Source organism: Pseudoalteromonas rubra, from assembly GCF_001482385.1.
GTDB lineage: Bacteria > Pseudomonadota > Gammaproteobacteria > Enterobacterales > Alteromonadaceae > Pseudoalteromonas > Pseudoalteromonas ardens.
Genome location: NZ_CP013613.1, coordinates 13,593 through 29,998, shown reverse-complemented (window position 1 = coordinate 29,998; position 16,406 = coordinate 13,593). Strand labels below are relative to the sequence as shown.

Annotated in this window: 16 protein-coding genes; 8 read left to right on the top strand and 8 right to left on the bottom strand. The window is 52.3% G+C overall.

Annotated features, from left to right (window positions below; all coding sequences use genetic code 11):
- Positions 1 to 34: 34 nt before the first annotated feature.
- Positions 35 to 1,051 (top strand): hypothetical protein, encoded by a 1,017-nt coding sequence (locus tag AT705_RS24560; RefSeq protein WP_058798973.1) that lies wholly within the window; start codon positions 35 to 37, stop codon positions 1,049 to 1,051.
- Here the strand turns inward: AT705_RS24560 and AT705_RS24555 are convergent.
- Positions 1,048 to 1,761, bottom strand: a complete 714-nt coding sequence (locus tag AT705_RS24555) for an EAL domain-containing protein (RefSeq protein WP_058798972.1) — start codon at positions 1,759 to 1,761, stop codon at positions 1,048 to 1,050. The genes AT705_RS24560 and AT705_RS24555 overlap by 4 nt on opposite strands.
- 590 nt (positions 1,762 to 2,351) lie before the next feature.
- Between AT705_RS24555 and AT705_RS25550 the strand changes: the two genes are divergently transcribed.
- Both AT705_RS25550 and AT705_RS24545 read left to right on the top strand, forming a co-directional pair.
- Positions 2,352 to 2,648 carry a hypothetical protein gene (locus tag AT705_RS25550; RefSeq protein ID WP_167552028.1) on the top strand — a complete coding sequence of 99 codons (297 nt, stop codon included), beginning with the start codon at positions 2,352 to 2,354 and terminating at the stop codon, positions 2,646 to 2,648.
- Positions 2,623 to 3,252: a hypothetical protein gene (locus AT705_RS24545; RefSeq protein ID WP_058798970.1), complete on the top strand. Its 630-nt coding sequence runs from the start codon at positions 2,623 to 2,625 to the stop codon at positions 3,250 to 3,252. The genes AT705_RS25550 and AT705_RS24545 overlap by 26 nt, the downstream gene beginning before the upstream one ends.
- 18 nt (positions 3,253 to 3,270) lie before the next feature.
- Here AT705_RS24545 and AT705_RS24540 read toward each other — a convergent pair whose 3' ends face one another.
- The gene (locus AT705_RS24540; protein WP_058798969.1) at positions 3,271 to 4,236 is read right to left on the bottom strand and encodes a DNA replication terminus site-binding protein; all 966 of its coding nucleotides are present in this window, start codon (positions 4,234 to 4,236) and stop codon (positions 3,271 to 3,273) included.
- A gap of 212 nt (positions 4,237 to 4,448) precedes the next feature.
- Here AT705_RS24540 and AT705_RS24535 point away from each other — a divergent pair, with 212 nt between their 5' ends.
- From AT705_RS24535 to AT705_RS24520, 4 genes are all read left to right on the top strand, one after another.
- Entirely contained in the window at positions 4,449 to 4,943 is a 495-nt protein-coding gene (locus AT705_RS24535) for a protein-disulfide reductase DsbD domain-containing protein (RefSeq protein ID WP_058798968.1), read from the top strand.
- 8 nt (positions 4,944 to 4,951) lie between these two features.
- Positions 4,952 to 5,371, top strand: coding sequence for an OmpA family protein (locus AT705_RS24530; RefSeq protein WP_058798967.1), 420 nt, complete (start codon positions 4,952 to 4,954; stop codon positions 5,369 to 5,371).
- An 86-nt stretch (positions 5,372 to 5,457) separates the two neighbouring features.
- The gene (locus AT705_RS24525; protein ID WP_058798966.1) at positions 5,458 to 5,718 is read left to right on the top strand and encodes a type II toxin-antitoxin system ParD family antitoxin; all 261 of its coding nucleotides are present in this window, start codon (positions 5,458 to 5,460) and stop codon (positions 5,716 to 5,718) included.
- Positions 5,708 to 6,004: a type II toxin-antitoxin system RelE/ParE family toxin gene (locus AT705_RS24520; RefSeq protein WP_058798965.1), complete on the top strand. Its 297-nt coding sequence runs from the start codon at positions 5,708 to 5,710 to the stop codon at positions 6,002 to 6,004. The genes AT705_RS24525 and AT705_RS24520 overlap by 11 nt, the downstream gene beginning before the upstream one ends.
- 19 nt (positions 6,005 to 6,023) lie before the next feature.
- Here AT705_RS24520 and AT705_RS24515 read toward each other — a convergent pair whose 3' ends face one another.
- From AT705_RS24515 to AT705_RS24500, 4 genes are all read right to left on the bottom strand, one after another.
- Complete coding sequence (locus tag AT705_RS24515) at positions 6,024 to 6,389, bottom strand: hypothetical protein (RefSeq protein WP_058798964.1); 366 nt, start codon at positions 6,387 to 6,389, stop codon at positions 6,024 to 6,026.
- A gap of 126 nt (positions 6,390 to 6,515) precedes the next feature.
- Complete coding sequence (locus AT705_RS24510) at positions 6,516 to 7,472, bottom strand: tyrosine-type recombinase/integrase (protein ID WP_058798963.1); 957 nt, start codon at positions 7,470 to 7,472, stop codon at positions 6,516 to 6,518.
- 763 nt (positions 7,473 to 8,235) lie between these two features.
- On the bottom strand, positions 8,236 to 8,499 hold the full coding sequence (locus AT705_RS24505; RefSeq protein WP_058798962.1) for a hypothetical protein: 264 nt from the start codon (positions 8,497 to 8,499) through the stop codon (positions 8,236 to 8,238).
- A 337-nt stretch (positions 8,500 to 8,836) separates the two neighbouring features.
- Positions 8,837 to 9,949 carry a DUF7146 domain-containing protein gene (locus AT705_RS24500; protein WP_058798961.1) on the bottom strand — a complete coding sequence of 371 codons (1,113 nt, stop codon included), beginning with the start codon at positions 9,947 to 9,949 and terminating at the stop codon, positions 8,837 to 8,839.
- Positions 9,950 to 11,132: 1,183 nt separating this feature from the next.
- Here AT705_RS24500 and AT705_RS24490 point away from each other — a divergent pair.
- The gene (locus tag AT705_RS24490) at positions 11,133 to 12,026 is read left to right on the top strand and encodes a hypothetical protein (protein WP_058798959.1); all 894 of its coding nucleotides are present in this window, start codon (positions 11,133 to 11,135) and stop codon (positions 12,024 to 12,026) included.
- A gap of 10 nt (positions 12,027 to 12,036) precedes the next feature.
- Here AT705_RS24490 and traN read toward each other — a convergent pair whose 3' ends face one another.
- Positions 12,037 to 15,198, bottom strand: a complete 3,162-nt coding sequence (gene traN, locus AT705_RS24485) for a conjugal transfer protein TraN (protein ID WP_058798958.1) — start codon at positions 15,196 to 15,198, stop codon at positions 12,037 to 12,039.
- Positions 15,199 to 15,202: 4 nt separating this feature from the next.
- Positions 15,203 to 16,360 (bottom strand): TraU family protein, encoded by a 1,158-nt coding sequence (locus AT705_RS24480; RefSeq protein WP_058798957.1) that lies wholly within the window; start codon positions 16,358 to 16,360, stop codon positions 15,203 to 15,205.
- Positions 16,361 to 16,406: the final 46 nt, after the last annotated feature.

Below are 16,406 nucleotides of genomic sequence, written 5' to 3'. Positions count from 1 at the left end.
GCCACAGAGGACAAAGCACAGGTGAAGGAGATCCATGAAGTACGTGATTTTTGCAATGTTGCTGCTGAACAGCGCCATTGCAAGCGCCAAATCCTTGGAAGTGACCATCCATTATTCATCAACTGAGAGTGACAACCAGGTACGGGAGCGCGCCCGCCTTGAGGCCAAACACTTGGTGAGCAAAGATGCAGCGGTGTTGTTGTATGGCAAAGAGCGCATTGAGAACGGCCAGTATTCTGAGCAGCTCACGGCGTACTCAGCCAGCGCCTATCTGGCCGCCATCAAACAGGAACAGTGGGATCGTCAACGGCGCATTTTCTTTGCCAAGGTGGAAGTGGTGCGTGATGAGGATGCCGCCGCACAGGCGTTTAAAGACTTGCGCGCCAATGCGCAGCTGAAAGCGGAGCTGGCAAATATGCGCGCGGCGTATGCGCAACTGCTCAGTGAGCTGGCCAGTGGCAGTATCAGTCAGGCTGATCTTGAGCAAGCTCAGGCGCAGCTGGCTGCCAACTCAGGCAGCACTGTCCCGCCCAATGACACCAAGCTGACGCGTTTTTATGATACCTCCCAGTATGTTATGGATACTGAGGCTGATAAGATCGCCGCGCACAGCAGTTATCTGCGCCGTCACTTTTTTGAACCTTTTTTGCAATCGATGCGTTTTGAGGTGGTTGAGATCAGAGCGGATGCCGTGGTTGTGGAATTTAGCAATGCGTTTTTCGACAGTTTGTCGATACCCTGTCAGCATTATCTGAAACGTTACAGCACCGGGTTCTGGGTGTTTCATCAGGACCAGGACATCACGCAGGCCAAAGCCTGTACACCGGCTCTCTTTCAGGGGGTCAAAGTCGATTGGTTACTGAAAAGTCATTTCTTTGATCCTGTCAGGCGCTTTACATTCGATCAACAGTTTTACCCTGAGGGACGCATGCTGGACTTTGCGCTGGGCAACTTTGCCGCTATACCGGCCGGGCGTATGATCCACAATCCGGATGTGCCCCTTGATAAGGCGAACGATTATGCACAGATGCACCAGTTCCTGACGTACTAGCAGGGTGAAGCCTGAGTGGGGGCATGGGGGCGCGCAAGGTCGGGCTGTTCAATTTTCTGAGCAACAGCCTGCGGACGGTGAAAAAAATACCCCTGCAGTAAATCGCCGCCTGCTGCACAGGCCAGCTGGGCTTCCTTGGCCGTTTCGACGCCCTCACAGACCACCCGAAAACCGCGTCGGTGCAAGTTGGCGATCAGCTGTTTGTACATGACGGCATGGCTTCGGTTACGCATTGCACTGCGCAGCAGGGACATATCGAGTTTGACCAAGGCCGGGGGAGGAGACATCTTGACGGCGGCCAGATTGGAGTGACCACGGCCCAGATCATCAATGGCCAGTAAAATCCCCGCGTCGTGGATCTGTTGCAGATGCTTATGATATCGGGACGCACAGTAGGACAGCATGCATTCTGTGACTTCGATCACCACCGTTGTAAACAGCGTCAGGTGTACCAGGTGATCGAGCGCCAACATAAATTGTCTGGCGGCCAGCTGACGGCGGGAAAAGTTAAGGAACACCGCATCGTAATTAAGCCGCAGCGCGGTTTCAACCTTACACCGGGTTAATGCTTCTACGTCACTGACCAGCAGCTGGTTGAGGGTGTCAGCAGACAGCGGTTTGCCCGATCTGAGTAACAGCTCGCTGGCCACAGGCTGGTAAGTTTCGGCGTCCATGATCTGCTGATGATGAAAGGAAATGTGCTCAATCATGCAGTGGCTCCAGTAAGGGCACTGGTACCAGATTGAGTAGCAGTGGTAATTTGATCAGGGCGCCCCCGTTTTGCTGAACGCAATATACTCGGTGGAGTTTTTTTTCCTGACGGGTGGTCATTCTTAATGCCGTCCATCTTTTTAGTACAACCCCTGACCACTTTATCTCAATTTTTTGCGGGTAAAAATCGACTCTTAAAAGACAGAGTGAAACCGCGAAAAAGGTCAATATAGAAAATGGTGTCAGCGCATTGTTTAAATAGTATAACTGCTCCTGGATCAGAGTAAGTGGCCATATTAACCCAAACAGGGCGATATAGACTGTAAACGCCCGGTGGATCGGCGCGATATGCACAAGCCAAAATGATTGATGAACCAAAGTAAGCTCCTAACAGCAGACAGTGAATTCGGATTGTAGCTTATCTATCATGGGCTTTGAGCACAGTAGACCCCCCCAACCCTTGGCGCGTAACTTCATTTTTCATGCATATTTTAGGTGTATTACAGAAGAGGAAATACAGGGTTGTAATAGGTGTTATTCCAACCGGCAAATACTAATATAACAAGCAGTTGAAGTAAGAGGTTGATCCATGCAGTTATCTCATGCCTTTAAACGAATGTTCTTTAAAGCATTTAATACTGGCGGTTTTTCTATATCGTTACAGGTTTATCCTACCACCAAGAAACATAACCAAAGTGTTGCACAAATATTTTTATTGGACAAAAAGAGCACACCTATTGTTACAGACATTGTTGGATTTTACTCTCTAGATCAACTAATATCTAATCTTAATAACTTTATCTCATCGTATGGTCCAACGAATGCATCGTTAGATGCCATTGCTCTTAGAAGAAATAATTATGCAATCTACAAATTCGGTACCTAAGTTAGAGCTAAGAGATGCAGCCATTAAACTGGTGTCCATGGGTGTGGAGACCAAGTCAGACTTTCAGAAATTGTGCACCGGCCGGTTGGAAGGCTATGATGGTCGCCCCGGCGATATTCCTTCTGATCCGCTGGGATATTACGGCATAGAGTTTTTTCACCAGTTAGTCTCCATTGGGAAAAAAGAACTGCGTGAAAATGGCGAGGTCATCGAACTGGGCACAGTGGATGATGGAACCCTTAGCTACATGGATCTCAAAGCGCAGGTTCACGCACTGAACATCACCTCTATCCGGGAGTGGCGTCGGGCGGTTAAAGAAGGTCGGATCAGTGGGGTATACCCGCGTGCCCCGCAAAACTACTACACAGAATTTGAAGGCTGGGAAGACTTTTTAGCCCCCCGTTCAAAACGATTTTTGAGCTTTCCTGAAGCGCTTCAGGTTGCCGCGCAGCTCGCCAGGCAATATGATCTGAGAACCAGCTATGACTGGCGTCGTCTATCGCGCGACGGTCTCAGACCGGCCGATATGCCCAGCGCACCGGACCAGTTTTACAATGGTTTTCGGTCCTGGAAGCACTTTTACGGCATTGAATCAAAAAGATAATTCAATATGGGCACCTGATCAGGTGCCCTCATATAAATGCAGGCGCGCAATGACACACGGTTTGTCAGTCACAGGCGCCGTACGCCCCGGGTAATCTGTCAGCCACTTGAGTTTAGGCGTTGAGCAATTGAGCAAGAGCATGGGTGAGTGCGCCACGAAACTTTGTCGCACCGTTGTTTCTGTGCTGCGCGCAGAGCGCTGACACAGGGGTTCATTAAAACGCAGTTTGACAATGGGCACAACCGGCGTGGGCCGGATCACTTTAAACCGCATTGTGTCCGGGTAGCCGGTCAGTTGTTGGATCTCCCCCTGCACATTGAGGTCAGCGTGCGCTGGCGCATCCTGTGTCGCATAGGCGGCAGAGCGTCGCACTCTGTCGATGGCTTCATTGCGTGTTAACACGCTGACATTGGGTTTGTGTTCCCAGTTGAAGCGGGCACTTTTTATCTCCCGTTGTGCAAACAGATGAATAGGGCGTGTGGCCATGGGGTGCATAAAGCCGGGCTCAGCGCGGTGCACCAGGTCAAACCGCGTTTCCACATTGGGAGAAAGGTGGCGGATCACCTGTTTGAGGTGGCTGCGGGCTGTGTTAGCGTTTTCGACGGCTGCGATGAGCTGCGCGGGGTCATTGCTGTGTAACTGGATGAGGCCTGGCAAACGTTGCGAGAAGCGCGTTGAATCAGGACGGCCAGCGTGCAGTGTCAGATAGTGTCGGGTTGCATTGTGTAATGCGGTGCGCCCCTGGTGCGCGGTGATGGCAAAGGGCGCGTCCAGCTGTGCGGTGTCCGCTGGGGACTGATCATAGCGATGTTGTTTCAGGAGCTGTGCCCGTGTGCGGGCCTCGGCCTCGTGAACAACAGGCAGTGTAAAACACACGGCCTCTTGCAAAGTACGACTTTGTGTCAGGTGCTGAACCAGCGCTTCACTGGTTTCTTTCACTTTGAGCAGTGCGTACTTGAAGTCACTCACCATGGTGTGTTTCATTATGCGTCCTTTTTAAAAAATGGCTACAACATACCAATTATCTCGATAGGCATGCTAGCCTTAGCAACCGGGTATCTAGCTATCAGGTTTCAACGGCCACATTGCTGTGTTTGTATAGACTATACAAATCTTTTTAGTATGTTGTAGCCATTTTTCAACGAGAAACACCGGTAGGGACTAAGATATGACCCCGCGTACTGTACCGGAAAAGCGTGCTGTTCACGCTATCATGGCGCAATACTTTGATTGATGGAGTTACTCAGGCCATGGCCAAACTACCGCCTTTAATGAGTGCGCTTTTACTGCTATCTCACTGTGCGCTTGCCAACACCGACAAGCAGCCAGCGAGACAACTGGCAGATGAACAAGCGCTCAGCCTTGCTCAGCCCGAATTTTTACCCCCAGAACAGGCTTTTTTCCTGTCCTATCGCTACGCACAAGGCACCCTGATACTGGACTGGGAGCTGGCGGATGGTCACTACCTGTATAAGCAATACTTTAATATTTCCGAGCCAGATAACGCGCCCGCATTCCGGTTTTTACAGCCTGGCGAGCCTCATCAGGACGGGCAGCTTATCTATCGCGATCGGATCACCATTGCTGTACAGCTCAGCGATCTGAAATCACGTCAATTAACCCTCACTTATCGCGGTTGTACAGACACAGGTAAGTGCTACCCTGTCGTGATGCGGCAGATCGATATCTAGGAGTCTTCATGAAAAACGTGCTCATTGTGTTAGGGCTGTCGGCTTTCCTGCAAGCCTGTTCAACGCCACCCGTCGTCCGGGCATTGCCGGCGCCACCGGCTCCCCCTCAGAAACCTTTTCAACCCGTTGTTCATTATATCGAATTTGACTTCGACTCAACCGACTTACCGGGCCACGCCGCTGATGTCCTGGCGCCCCATATTACATATCTCACCACGCATCCGAATGAGCGGATCTTAATTCAGGGCGCAGGCGACACGTCGGGTACCTTTGCCTACAATTATCAGCTGGGACTGGCGCGGGCCCGGGCAGTCATGCGTCACCTCACGGATGCCGGCATTGACGCGCAGCGCATTAAAGTCGTGTCTGTGTCTAAGGCCAATGCCCGGCAAAAATCCTACACGCGCACCGCGCACCTGGTTTACTGACGCCTCTGCGCACACCCGTCATGGTAGTTTGTAATGATATGTCTTATAATTGACCAGGTAGACCCTGACAAGAAAAGAGGCTCAGTATGTCATCTCGAACTATGACGGTTGATACCGGTGAAGAATTGCGCGCCTTTGTTGAAGGCCTGGTGGAATCTGGCGACTATAAGACCAACAGCGAAGTGATCCGCGATGGGCTCCGTCTGCTGCAGGAAAAAACCGCCGGGTCTAAACTGGCAGCATTGCGCCAGCTCATTGATGAAGGTGAGCAAAGTGGCGAAGCTGTGCCCTGGGATCGAGATAGCTTTTTAGCCCGCATGAGGCAAAAAGGCCCGCGTGGTGGCTAATACTCTGGTCCTCAAACCCCGTGCGGAACAAGATTTAGAACGCATTTTTGAATACAGCTATACGGAGTTTGGCTGGCAACAGGCGCAGCAGTATATCAGCGATCTGGACCAGACCTTTCAGACACTCGCGGCATCGACCGATCTGGCTATTAATTACGATCATGTCCGTCCCGGCCTGAAAGCCTTTCCGGTCGGCGCCCATATCGTATTCTTCCGCGCCACAGACACCGGCATCGAAGTGATCCGGGTGCTGCATCAATCCATGGACTACCCACGTCATGTGTGACGTCCCCCGACTGCGGGCCCTAGTGTGATAAGGCGGTCTGTCGCACCTGTGCCTCAACAAGATATTGCTCTTTGGTGACCACAGCACGTTGCCAGTCAAATGCCACATAAGGCTGTTTATTGATCTTAAAATAAAAGCGTTCCACTGGCTCACCCAACCCCGCCATCACCAACGGGCCATCATCCATGTTGCTGTTCAGCCTGGCGTGCGCCACTTCCCAGACAGGCGCGGTCCAGAACATCACCTGCCCGTCATGCTCTTGCGAGGCACAAGTTGCCCGGCTTGGCCAGCGCGCCAGCGTCACTGTCACGATGCACAATAATGACATGGTATGGATTTTGGGCGCCACGGTCGCTGCGTCAAAGTTAATACATAGGTCTGGCACTTTAAATTTTCCGTAGTAATTAATAACTAAATAATAAAAGGAATAAACAGATTTACCAAAGAATAGACCCGGTTAATGTCGAGCCTCTACTCTTCGTATGTGCATTCAGACCTGCTCCTGACTGGGTCAATAATACGTGAGAATTGTGTCATCCTGGCGCTGTTGCGACGATAACACATAAATTTCAGTTGTCGCGGTTTTACTATGCCCCAGGATCCTCGCCAGGTCGTTGATGTTTGCCCCAGCCTGATATAAACGCGTGGCAAAGCTGCGACGCAATGAATGTGGCGGCACGGTGGCATATTTCCTGGTCAGCTTGAAGATCATGCTGTCGGACAGAGGCAACGAGGAGATCAGGCCATTGCGGCGGATCCGGGTAAACACCCAGGGTGCCTCGTCAGGCAATGCGGCTATCCACTGCGCCAGTGCGGTACTGACGCTCGGGTGCAACGCGATGGTACGTTCTTTATTCCCTTTGCCTATCACTTTGATATGGGTCCGGGTGACGCAATCACGGCGCAGCCCCACCACCTCTGCACGCCTCAGACCACAGCCCAATAGCACAGAGAATATGGCAGTATCACGTAATTTAAAAGCATGAATGCTGTTTTTCTCTGCAATTTCCCGCAGAAGATGATCCGTCTGTGATTTATCGAGCAGCGTATAGTCGCGTACCCGGGAGCCCCCGGAAGCACTCACATCACTCAGCTGAAGATACTGCTTATCTGACATTAAGCCTAAAAAGTAGGCCTGCTTTGCCACCTGCTTGACCGCACACACATAGAGCCGCACGGTATGTGGCGACAGTCCGGCAGCATCCAGCCGGTTGATCAGTACAGCCAGCTTAGTGTGAGAAAACTTTTGCCATTCTATGTCATAAATGGATGCCTGCCCCAGATGATGTGCCACTGCATACAGTGCCCGGGCCATGGTGGTGCGCGTGGTCGGAGCACGTAACGTGGCAAAGTAATTAAATATCGGACATTGCTCGTTCTGATAAATAACCACTTTTTGCGGCCGACGACGGCCACTGGCCGTCAGAGCCACACTTTGCTCAAAAAACACGGGGGAAAAGCGCTTCATTCTGATCATCCATTGCAAGTAGGTCAGCCCGCAGTGCAGGCAAACGTCAGACAAAGCGCATTCACTGCACTGTCGTCACCCAACATGGCGCTCTGTACAAGGGCCTGCTCTTAATACTGTAGCAGAACCTGACAGGTAATTCACATAAATGTTTATTTACGTGAGTTTGTATTATGTTAAATTAAGTAAAGAAAGAGAATACCAATCTCTTGCTGCCAGAAAAACGTCTGTGACTTGCTTCATTTTGCGCATAACACTCTGCCAGTTCGCCTCAGTGCGTCATAAATCGTCAACATTAGCGTGCAATATCGCGACAAGTGCACACAGAAATATACAGTAAAACAGGGAGACACCGGGTCATTTTTTTCGTGAAAAGAGGAGGGGCAAGGTATCAACAGAGCAAAGCGGGGGCAGACTGATCGTCAGGCTGTGCGCAGCACAGCCCGGTATTTTATTTATTCAGACTCTGAAAGGCTCTTTTTGAGGTCGTATAAGGTTTTGCAAAATACCATTATGCCAATCGCAACCAGGACCAAACCAAATATTTGAACTGTACTCATCATTACCTCCTTAGCAGGACAAACGTTGCCGACAAACGCCGGTAACCTGTCTTCATCATTACAAAAAACCCCAAAAAAGGCAAGTTGACACCCTTAACGAGAAAATACGGGTCCCAAAAAAAAAGCACCAATAGGTGCTTTTTGGGGGTTAAACTGCGCTCATATACGTTGAAGTAATTCAACAGAGCAACAGGTATTGTCGATCACTTTTTCTTGGCTTTTAATTCACCAGATATGACCTTCGCGATTATGTATACGATAATATTCACCACCACAAAGCAAACTAGTTGAATCATCCCCATAAATTCGGTCTGTTCGCAAACAGACGGGGTAAAGCCACAGGGTCCAAACAGATCCTTCAAACCATCTATTAACAGGTTTGGTAAAGTGCCAACCAGGGACGCCAGTAACACGAGCTCGGTTAACACTGTGCTTAAAGTGCTCTTTGAGGTTTGGCTAGATTTCATCTTTCTCTCCTTATAATTGTTTAAAAGTGCCGAAGCAAAGAAGCCCATTGACCGGAAAGGTCGAGCTGTCACCACACAGAGATGCGTAGCCGCGTAGGTTTATACTCATTGCTATGAGTCGAAGTTAAAAACTTCAGTTGAAAAAACCCTTTCTTTGCACTTGAGTGTCTTGTCGCAACACGCAACTGCAAAGAAAGAGCGTTAGAGGGTGTTAGCTCTCTAACACTCTGTCTTATTTGGTTTTTTGCCGATATATGCCGCCCTTGCTGGGTCGTACGACCTTTCCTGGAGCAAGTGATACCCGCACGGCAGTCAACACCACGCGCACCGTCACACATCAAACATGCCACGACAGCTTGCTGTGGCTTTGTGCTTTGAGCGCGTTTGAAAAACCACGCCCATCGGTGTCCGTGTGTAACTGCGCCCAGTCAAAAGGGCTGATCCCTCGCGTGCAGGGCAACACCAGAGTCGCGGCATGTCGTCCTTGCGCCTGTAACCGGGCTTGTAACCGCCTGGCCATATTCAGCTCAGCATCGTCAGACTTTCCATCGATGTAGATCAGGACATAGCGAACACATTCTGGAAACTGTACTGCCTGTGTTAACGCATTGGACAGTCCGGCCCACATGGGCGTACCTGTGCTTTCACGAATGCGCAGTGCGCTTTCAACGCTGTTACTGATCCCCACCAGATAGCTTCCCTGTCCCACACACACCGGTTGATCCAGCTGAATGGCACAGCCCCGAATGGCTGCCGGTGACGAAAACACCATTTTGGGACGCCGCAGATCAGCCATGACAGGCTGTGTCGGGTCCAAAAAAGTCCGTTGCATCGTCACGGGGTTGCCATCGACATCCCGTACCATGGCCAACATGCTAGGGTAGTGTGCCCAGTACTCGGCATCTTCGTCTCGCGTTACCAGATCGGGGTGAAAACCCAGTTCATGGACTGTGTCCAGGCTGGCCTGAATACCCAGGGCTCTGAGATAGGTCTCAGCGTGGGTGCCGGCAATCGGCTGTGCCATGCTATTGACCTTACGCAGTACCGCTGTGGTGTCTTTGACACGTTGCCCGGATACCTGTGATTGGCGCCTTGGCGCTGACGCGTTTCTCGGTGCCTGGTCACGATTGCACGCATTGATACACACACCGATGAGTTCATCCAGTGCCTGCGCGTAAGTGCAGCCCTGATACCAGGCGATGACCTCAATGCCGTCAGACATCGGGCCCGCGTCGTTATGATATGCACCTCCGGTCTCTCGATAATCGCAGAGCCAGCGGAACACGGAGTTGCCCTGTTTGGTTTTCGGGCAAGTTTGTAAGTGTGTGCCTCGGTGTAATGAGGCAGCCAGGCCGGAATAGCGGATGAATATGCGCTCCCAGCCACCGAGTTGTGATACCAGAGTTTTCACTTTGGCGACTTTATCGAAATTGACGTGATTGATGCTCATATGCGGCTCCCTAGGTCTCGGATCGTGATGATCCCGATCCGCCCTGGAGCCAGGGCGCATGGGTGATCACCACGACCAGAGGGGAGCCGCCATAGGCGCAATGCTGCTCACATCGTTTTCTGTCATACCATGGTCAGGAAACTGACACAGTGACACTGGCATTCTTCAGAAACGCTCTGCGACAAAGCGTTTTTAAGGAATGCCAAAAGCCCTGTCGAAACATTGCCTCTGGATGATAGCCAGATTAGTGTCTATCATACCCACCAAGGGTGTGTCATTCCTGGGGTCTGAACTAAGTCGCACAACAGGGCAGCCCTGTGGTGTGTCTCAGTAAAGATCGATCTGCCATTAAATACCCAGGGTAGAAACACGGTAGACCGAACACCTCATGCAAATGACAACAGGATCAGCACAAAACCGGGTAAATACACAGGCAAGAACGCGCGCTCTGGCATGATTCAGATGCAAAAATACGCACTGAAATAACCACCCAGATTAAGTAAGCGAGTTCACGACACCGTATCGACTTTCAGGGTTAAAGATGTATTTTTGCCTAAGCAGGAGCGTGTTTTTTTCAACACATCAAAGCTCATCGACCGGTAGGCCAAGCTGTCACTATACTGGGGTGTATAGCCGCGTAAGTTTATACTCATAGCAATGAGTCGAAGTGTGTAACTTCAGTAAAAAAACGGCGAATTTACTATTTAAAAACGGCCTTGCCGGGCGGCTTTTAAATAGCCAATCAGCACCCTTTTTTTGGCATATAAAAGAACGCGCGTACGGCCACAACGGACACGATAAAAGAGGCGCAATGATGATAACTTAGTGCCAATAGCGGCGTGCAAGTCACACTGGATAGCCTGACGATGAAAAGGCAAGTGTTTGATGGCTAAGCAGTATAACTGAGCCGAGTTGAAGCGGGCAGGGGCCCTGGTTTGTCTGGGCACAGGGCGATTTTCCCACAGTGCATTGCCAGATTTTTTTTATTTGCTATTAATAAGCAACTCAGAAAATCATATATAAAATAGTATCAAAAATCAATGCGTGAATAGTTTTTTTTTATTAAAAATATTCCTTTATTCATCGCCTGTGATACATTATTTGCGCTTCTGTGTACCCCGACTACTACCAGGCGGCACACACGCGAGATCTCGTTATATAGAAAAACCAAAAGGAATACGCCATGACCCCGACCAAACTCTGTACCGCTGCTTTGCTGGCGCTCTCAGCCACGGCCTGCATGTCAACCAAACCTCCCGTCATCGCCCGCGACAGTACCGACGTCTATCAATTTGATGCCAACAAGAGCTTTGCACTCAATGTCGCACACATGTCACGTAAAACAGCGGGGTTGTCGGATGTGGCAGAAGCCGAGCAGGCACAGTTCAAAGCCAACCGCGCACTGGTCGGCGCCGAATACAGCGCGGCGTTTTTAACCGGTGGGGTGGTGGACCTGCTGGGCTCCATGGCCAGCCAGTCGGCGGCCGATAAAAAGTTTGCCTGGAAGCCTGCGCACGTTTATGTGACAAAACTCAATGAGGCCGATCTGGATAATGATGCGTTCAATGTGGTGAAAGCCGGCCTGGCCAGCGCGTTTGATAAAATCAGCGGCGCTGAGTTTGTGGGCTTGTATCGGGTCTCCAGTGATCACTTAGCCAACAATGTGAATGTTCTATATAAGGGGATCCTGTGTGATGCATTACCCCCTGAAAAACGGGTGAATTATGAACGCATAAAAGAGGTCAAAACCTGGATAAACTTTGGTGCCGAAATTGATGGCGCATGTGGGATCACGGCGCATATCACAGTCCCGGGTAAGCTCAGAGAAAAAGGCGGACTTAAAGATGTCGTTCACCTCGAGTTTCAGCGTGGCCTGAGCCTGGTCGATAAGCTGGCACTGGCCACCTCCGGCTATGCCCTGGTACCAGCTTCCTATCTGGACCCCGGCTCATGGCTGAATTACAAAGTCCGCGCCCCTTACGTTGTTCACAACAACACCATGTGGTTTTTCACCACTGATAACACCTCATCCCCGGTGCCTCAGACAGTGTTAACCTCCGCCCGGCTGGGTCAGTAAACCAGCGGGCTCAGTCCTGCTTACCGTCGGTGAGATCAAAGCCAAAATCACACACCGGCGGCCTGGGGTACACGGAACAATCCAGCGGGGCTTTCACTGCTTCGCGGTTACGACGGGCGCCTTCGGCAGCGCCCTCAGTGCGCCCCCGGGTTCGTTCGGCCGGGGTTTCCCGCAGCGTCGAGTTGTCCATCCGGCCTGAGCCACTCAGCGACTCCGGGCTGGCCTCGGGGATCAGGTTGGCCTCCACCATAGTGGCAATCCACTCACTCAGATCAATCCGGCTGAAGTCCAGGGTACTGAGCTCTTCATGGTTGAGCCCCTGACATTCACTCATGTCTTTATTGAGCAGCACATGGGCCTGCTCCATAATGATGCGGCTGAGCATCGAGGGATAACAACAATAATCCTGGCGTTTCATAATGCACAGTCCCAACGACTTTTTGCCGCAGTAATTGTCATCCACCGCATAACACTGGCGCATTTCCAGCTTCAGTGCGGTGTCATTGTCGGTGTCATCACAGGCCGTCAGCAGCGAGCCTATCAGCTGTGCCAACTGGTACATGGAATACCAAAACATCACCGTGCCGATGAAATTCACAGCCCCCTCCACCGCCGGGCTGAAGCCCTGTACAACATTATTTCCTCCGGTTTCAGCGGCTGTTGTGGTGAATATCATATTGCCCAGCTCGGCCGGCAGGGCGTCATAGATCTGCTGAGACACCCACTGGGCCATCGGCCCAAATCCGGCCTCACCGGCGGTTGCCACAGCCGCATCGGCGCCGGCTGAAGCGGGCACTGAGGTGGCCACATTGCCGGTGATGGTCTCGGTGGCACTGGTAAAATAGGACGACACACTTTGCCAGGCGTTGGAGTTGGTGACCGTGTCCGATACTGCGGTCCAGGCACCGTCAATGGTTTCCTTGACCGGGGTACTGTATACGCCGCCGAGTTGCTGGTTCTCAAATTTCAGCATCAGCTGCGTCATGTTCAGATAATCAAGAAAATCGATGCCATCGGGGGCCTCACAGCAGTCATTCCCCCAGTCCGAAGCCGTTGCCCAGGAGCAATACTGGCGGTCCCCCTCAAACACCCGACAGGTCGACACATCACCAGGGACATCACACGTGGTTTCGCCCGGGATCTGCTGCATCACATTGCCCATGGCGGCGGCTTCCACGAAACGTGAATTGCGCTCTTTTTCCCCCCAGTCACAGTCGCCACCGGCACAGGGCAGCATGCTGTCACAACTGGAACTGGTGGTGTCATACTCAAAGCCGACGTTATATCCCTCATCACACTCATAGGTCACCGTTTCGTTGAAGCAGTAATCCCAGTTGAGATCCGAAAAACCATCGGTGCATTCCGTGGCGATCACCTCACATTCACTGCGCGCTTCGTATGGCCCACAGGTGCCGCCAGATTGTTGCAGCTCTTCCCAGGTTTTACACACCTGCGCAACACTGCCATCTTGCAGCTCCACCGCCACACAGTGTTTTTCACCCCCAAAGGGATCGCAGGTATACCCATCCAGGTTCACGCGCCAGGTCACTTTGCCCGTGTCCCCGCTATACCAGGGTGCAAAGCCGTCAATCACATCCTGAGGTAAATTGTCGGTGTGGATATCCGTGGCACTGTAGCCGTCAAACGTGCAGTGTCCGCCGATCAGCTCACCGGTCTGTGGATCGGTGTCAACGGGGCGCATGCCGGTCAGTGGTTTTTGCTGTCTGTCCGCGGCGGTCAGCTGATCATAACAGCCCTCAGGAAATTGCTGGTAGGTAAACCCCAGAGGCCCGTTGGGATCGGACAGATACACGCGAAATTTGATATAGCCGCCTCCCCCACCGGACACCCGGGTCAGCATATCCAGGTTGATCTTGCCATTGTGCTCGGCAAACTTTTGTTTGATCACTTCATCCAGCTTGCCCTGATGGGTGGTGCTTTCGAAGTTTTGCTTACGCTCACACGAGCCCCGCCAGGTGCTGGATGCCCCATACACCCCATCAATCACAGACCAGGCCGTTGTGCCATTGATGTTGATCACACCATGGTCATCAAAGCTACTGTCGAGCAGGGTCACCCGATCCACCTGGAGCGCCGCATTAAAGGCGATTTCTCCGCTTTCGGTGAACACCGTACAACTGCCCCCCTGATAGATATCCTGGTTTTTTTTGCCCGGATTCATGGTCACTTCAACACAGTCGAGACCACAGGACACAATACTGACATCGCCACTGTAATTGGCCACCAGTTTCGGGGAGTTATACTCTCGCTCAACCTCACACTGGAAGGGGTTCTCCGTCGCCATACGCTGACAAAAACGCTGCTCCAGCTGTTCTTTATACAAGCTGCTACTATTCGACACGGTTTGTGTTGAACAGGCCGTGAGAAATCCTCCCCCGGTACTGTCTACCGCACCCAGCGCCTGAAAAGACGGATTTAAAACGGCTGCGGGCTCCTCTGCCTGAGCTCCACGTTCGGCCCCCTGCAGCAAAGTGCGATACGCCACCCCTTCACCGGTCTGGTTTGAGCTATCCCGTAACCGGGCATTGGCGCCGCGTCCGGCCTCAAACAAGGCATCTTCATCGCCATAAGCGCCTTCGCCTTCCCAGTCTGTGCGACTGTGTTCAATCTCGGTCGAAAACACCTCGCTTTGTGCCATCGACACCGACTGCATCTCACTGCCATCGAGGTCATCGCGCTGGCGGTAGCTCAGCTGACCGGTCTCGGGATCCCGATAGAGCTCAACGGTGCCTTTGCTGGACAGCTGTAACTGCGTCTGATTAGAGGTGGGATCCATGCCCGGCATGGTGACCGTTTTGCCTATCACGCGCGCGGCTTTCACCCCCTCTTCCGCCGTGGCTGAGGTATTCGGGGTGATGGTCAGCACTTTGCTACGCCCCTGAGCATTGTTGATGGCCTGAGTGAGCTCATCAGTCATGTCTTTCGAGCCACGGGGGATCACTTCGTAACTGCGGTTATCCCGCCGGGTATCCCGATACGGGTTTTGCAGATCGTGTTTTTGCTGCAGGCTTTTCAGCCGGGCATCTTGCTCGGTCGCCGCAACGGCCGGCAGGCTATAAGCAACCAGCGCGGCAATGGTCAGGGCATTAGCGTTGCCCAGGATAGTGGTGATCACTAATCCGTTCAAAAAGGTGCGCAGGAACACATTCATCAGCTTAATCCCCGGTGCCCGGGACGTTGCGCACGCAACAATCGCGATAGTTCCAGATCAGATACATAAAGGTGGTGTCCTTACCCGGGCGCTTGCGCCCTCCGGCCGGCACACACCAGCGGGCAGTGGACATGCCCATCGGATGGCAACATTGGGTAAATGGCTCAATGGTCTGACCACTGCCCGCTTGTTGCGCCACTTCCCCGTCATCTCTGGTCCCACTGATAAAGTCCGGCGCAATCTGGCCACTGGCTTCAGGCACCGGATAGAGCATCGAAAAGCGGTACTGAGAGCGCGGCATCATCGGGGCCCATTGCGGTTCACATTGGGCCACTTTGCCCATGGTTTTCTTTGCCAGCCCGCGACGATGCAACGAGGCCAGTGCCCGCTGCGAGATCAAAGAGGTGGCCGCAACCTGATCGGGTTGCGGGTTGACATGACCGGTCAGCGGATAAAGGTTGCCATCACACCCGGCACAGGGAAACGCCGATTCAATCGGCGCATCGGCCGTCGCCCGGACGCAATCATAGGCGCAATAAGCCATCGCAATGGGGTTAGAAAAAATCACAGCTTCCGGATTCAGTAATAACGCCAGTAAGTCGTTGTGCCACAGGGGGTCCACCTCAGAGAGATACAAGAGATCAAAGTCAATGTAATCTGAATAGCACTCAGGCAGCACAAACATCTGTAACATCAGCATGATGGGATAAGAATAATAATGGTACTGATAGAATCCCCCTGTCTCCCGGGAGCCGCTTTTGGGTGCCTCATTGGAATATCCCAGACCCTCGAACGTATCTTGCAAGCGGATCCCACCCAGCCCGGCACTGCACCAGGGAATGGTCGTTACCTCCACCACCCGCTGTGGTTGCCACATTGCCAGTGGCCAGCCAAGCTGAGGGACGCCGGCCCGATCATCACAGGCACAAACCGGCGACTTAGGGGCTGCGCCATCGGGCGGGTTCCCGATGCCCAGTAACGACAGATTGTCTAAAAAGCAGTCCCAACAGATCCCCTCGAACACATTGGTAAACAGGTTTGCGTCCTGACACAGTGCAGACTCCCGGCCCAGTGCATTGCCGGGTTCGGCAGCTTCGACACTGGCCACCCCCAGACACCAGGCAAACACCGCGCCGGTAAACAGACGAAACAATTGAGACATGCGTGACACTCCTTGACGGTACATCAGGTTGGTACACCCAGGCAGT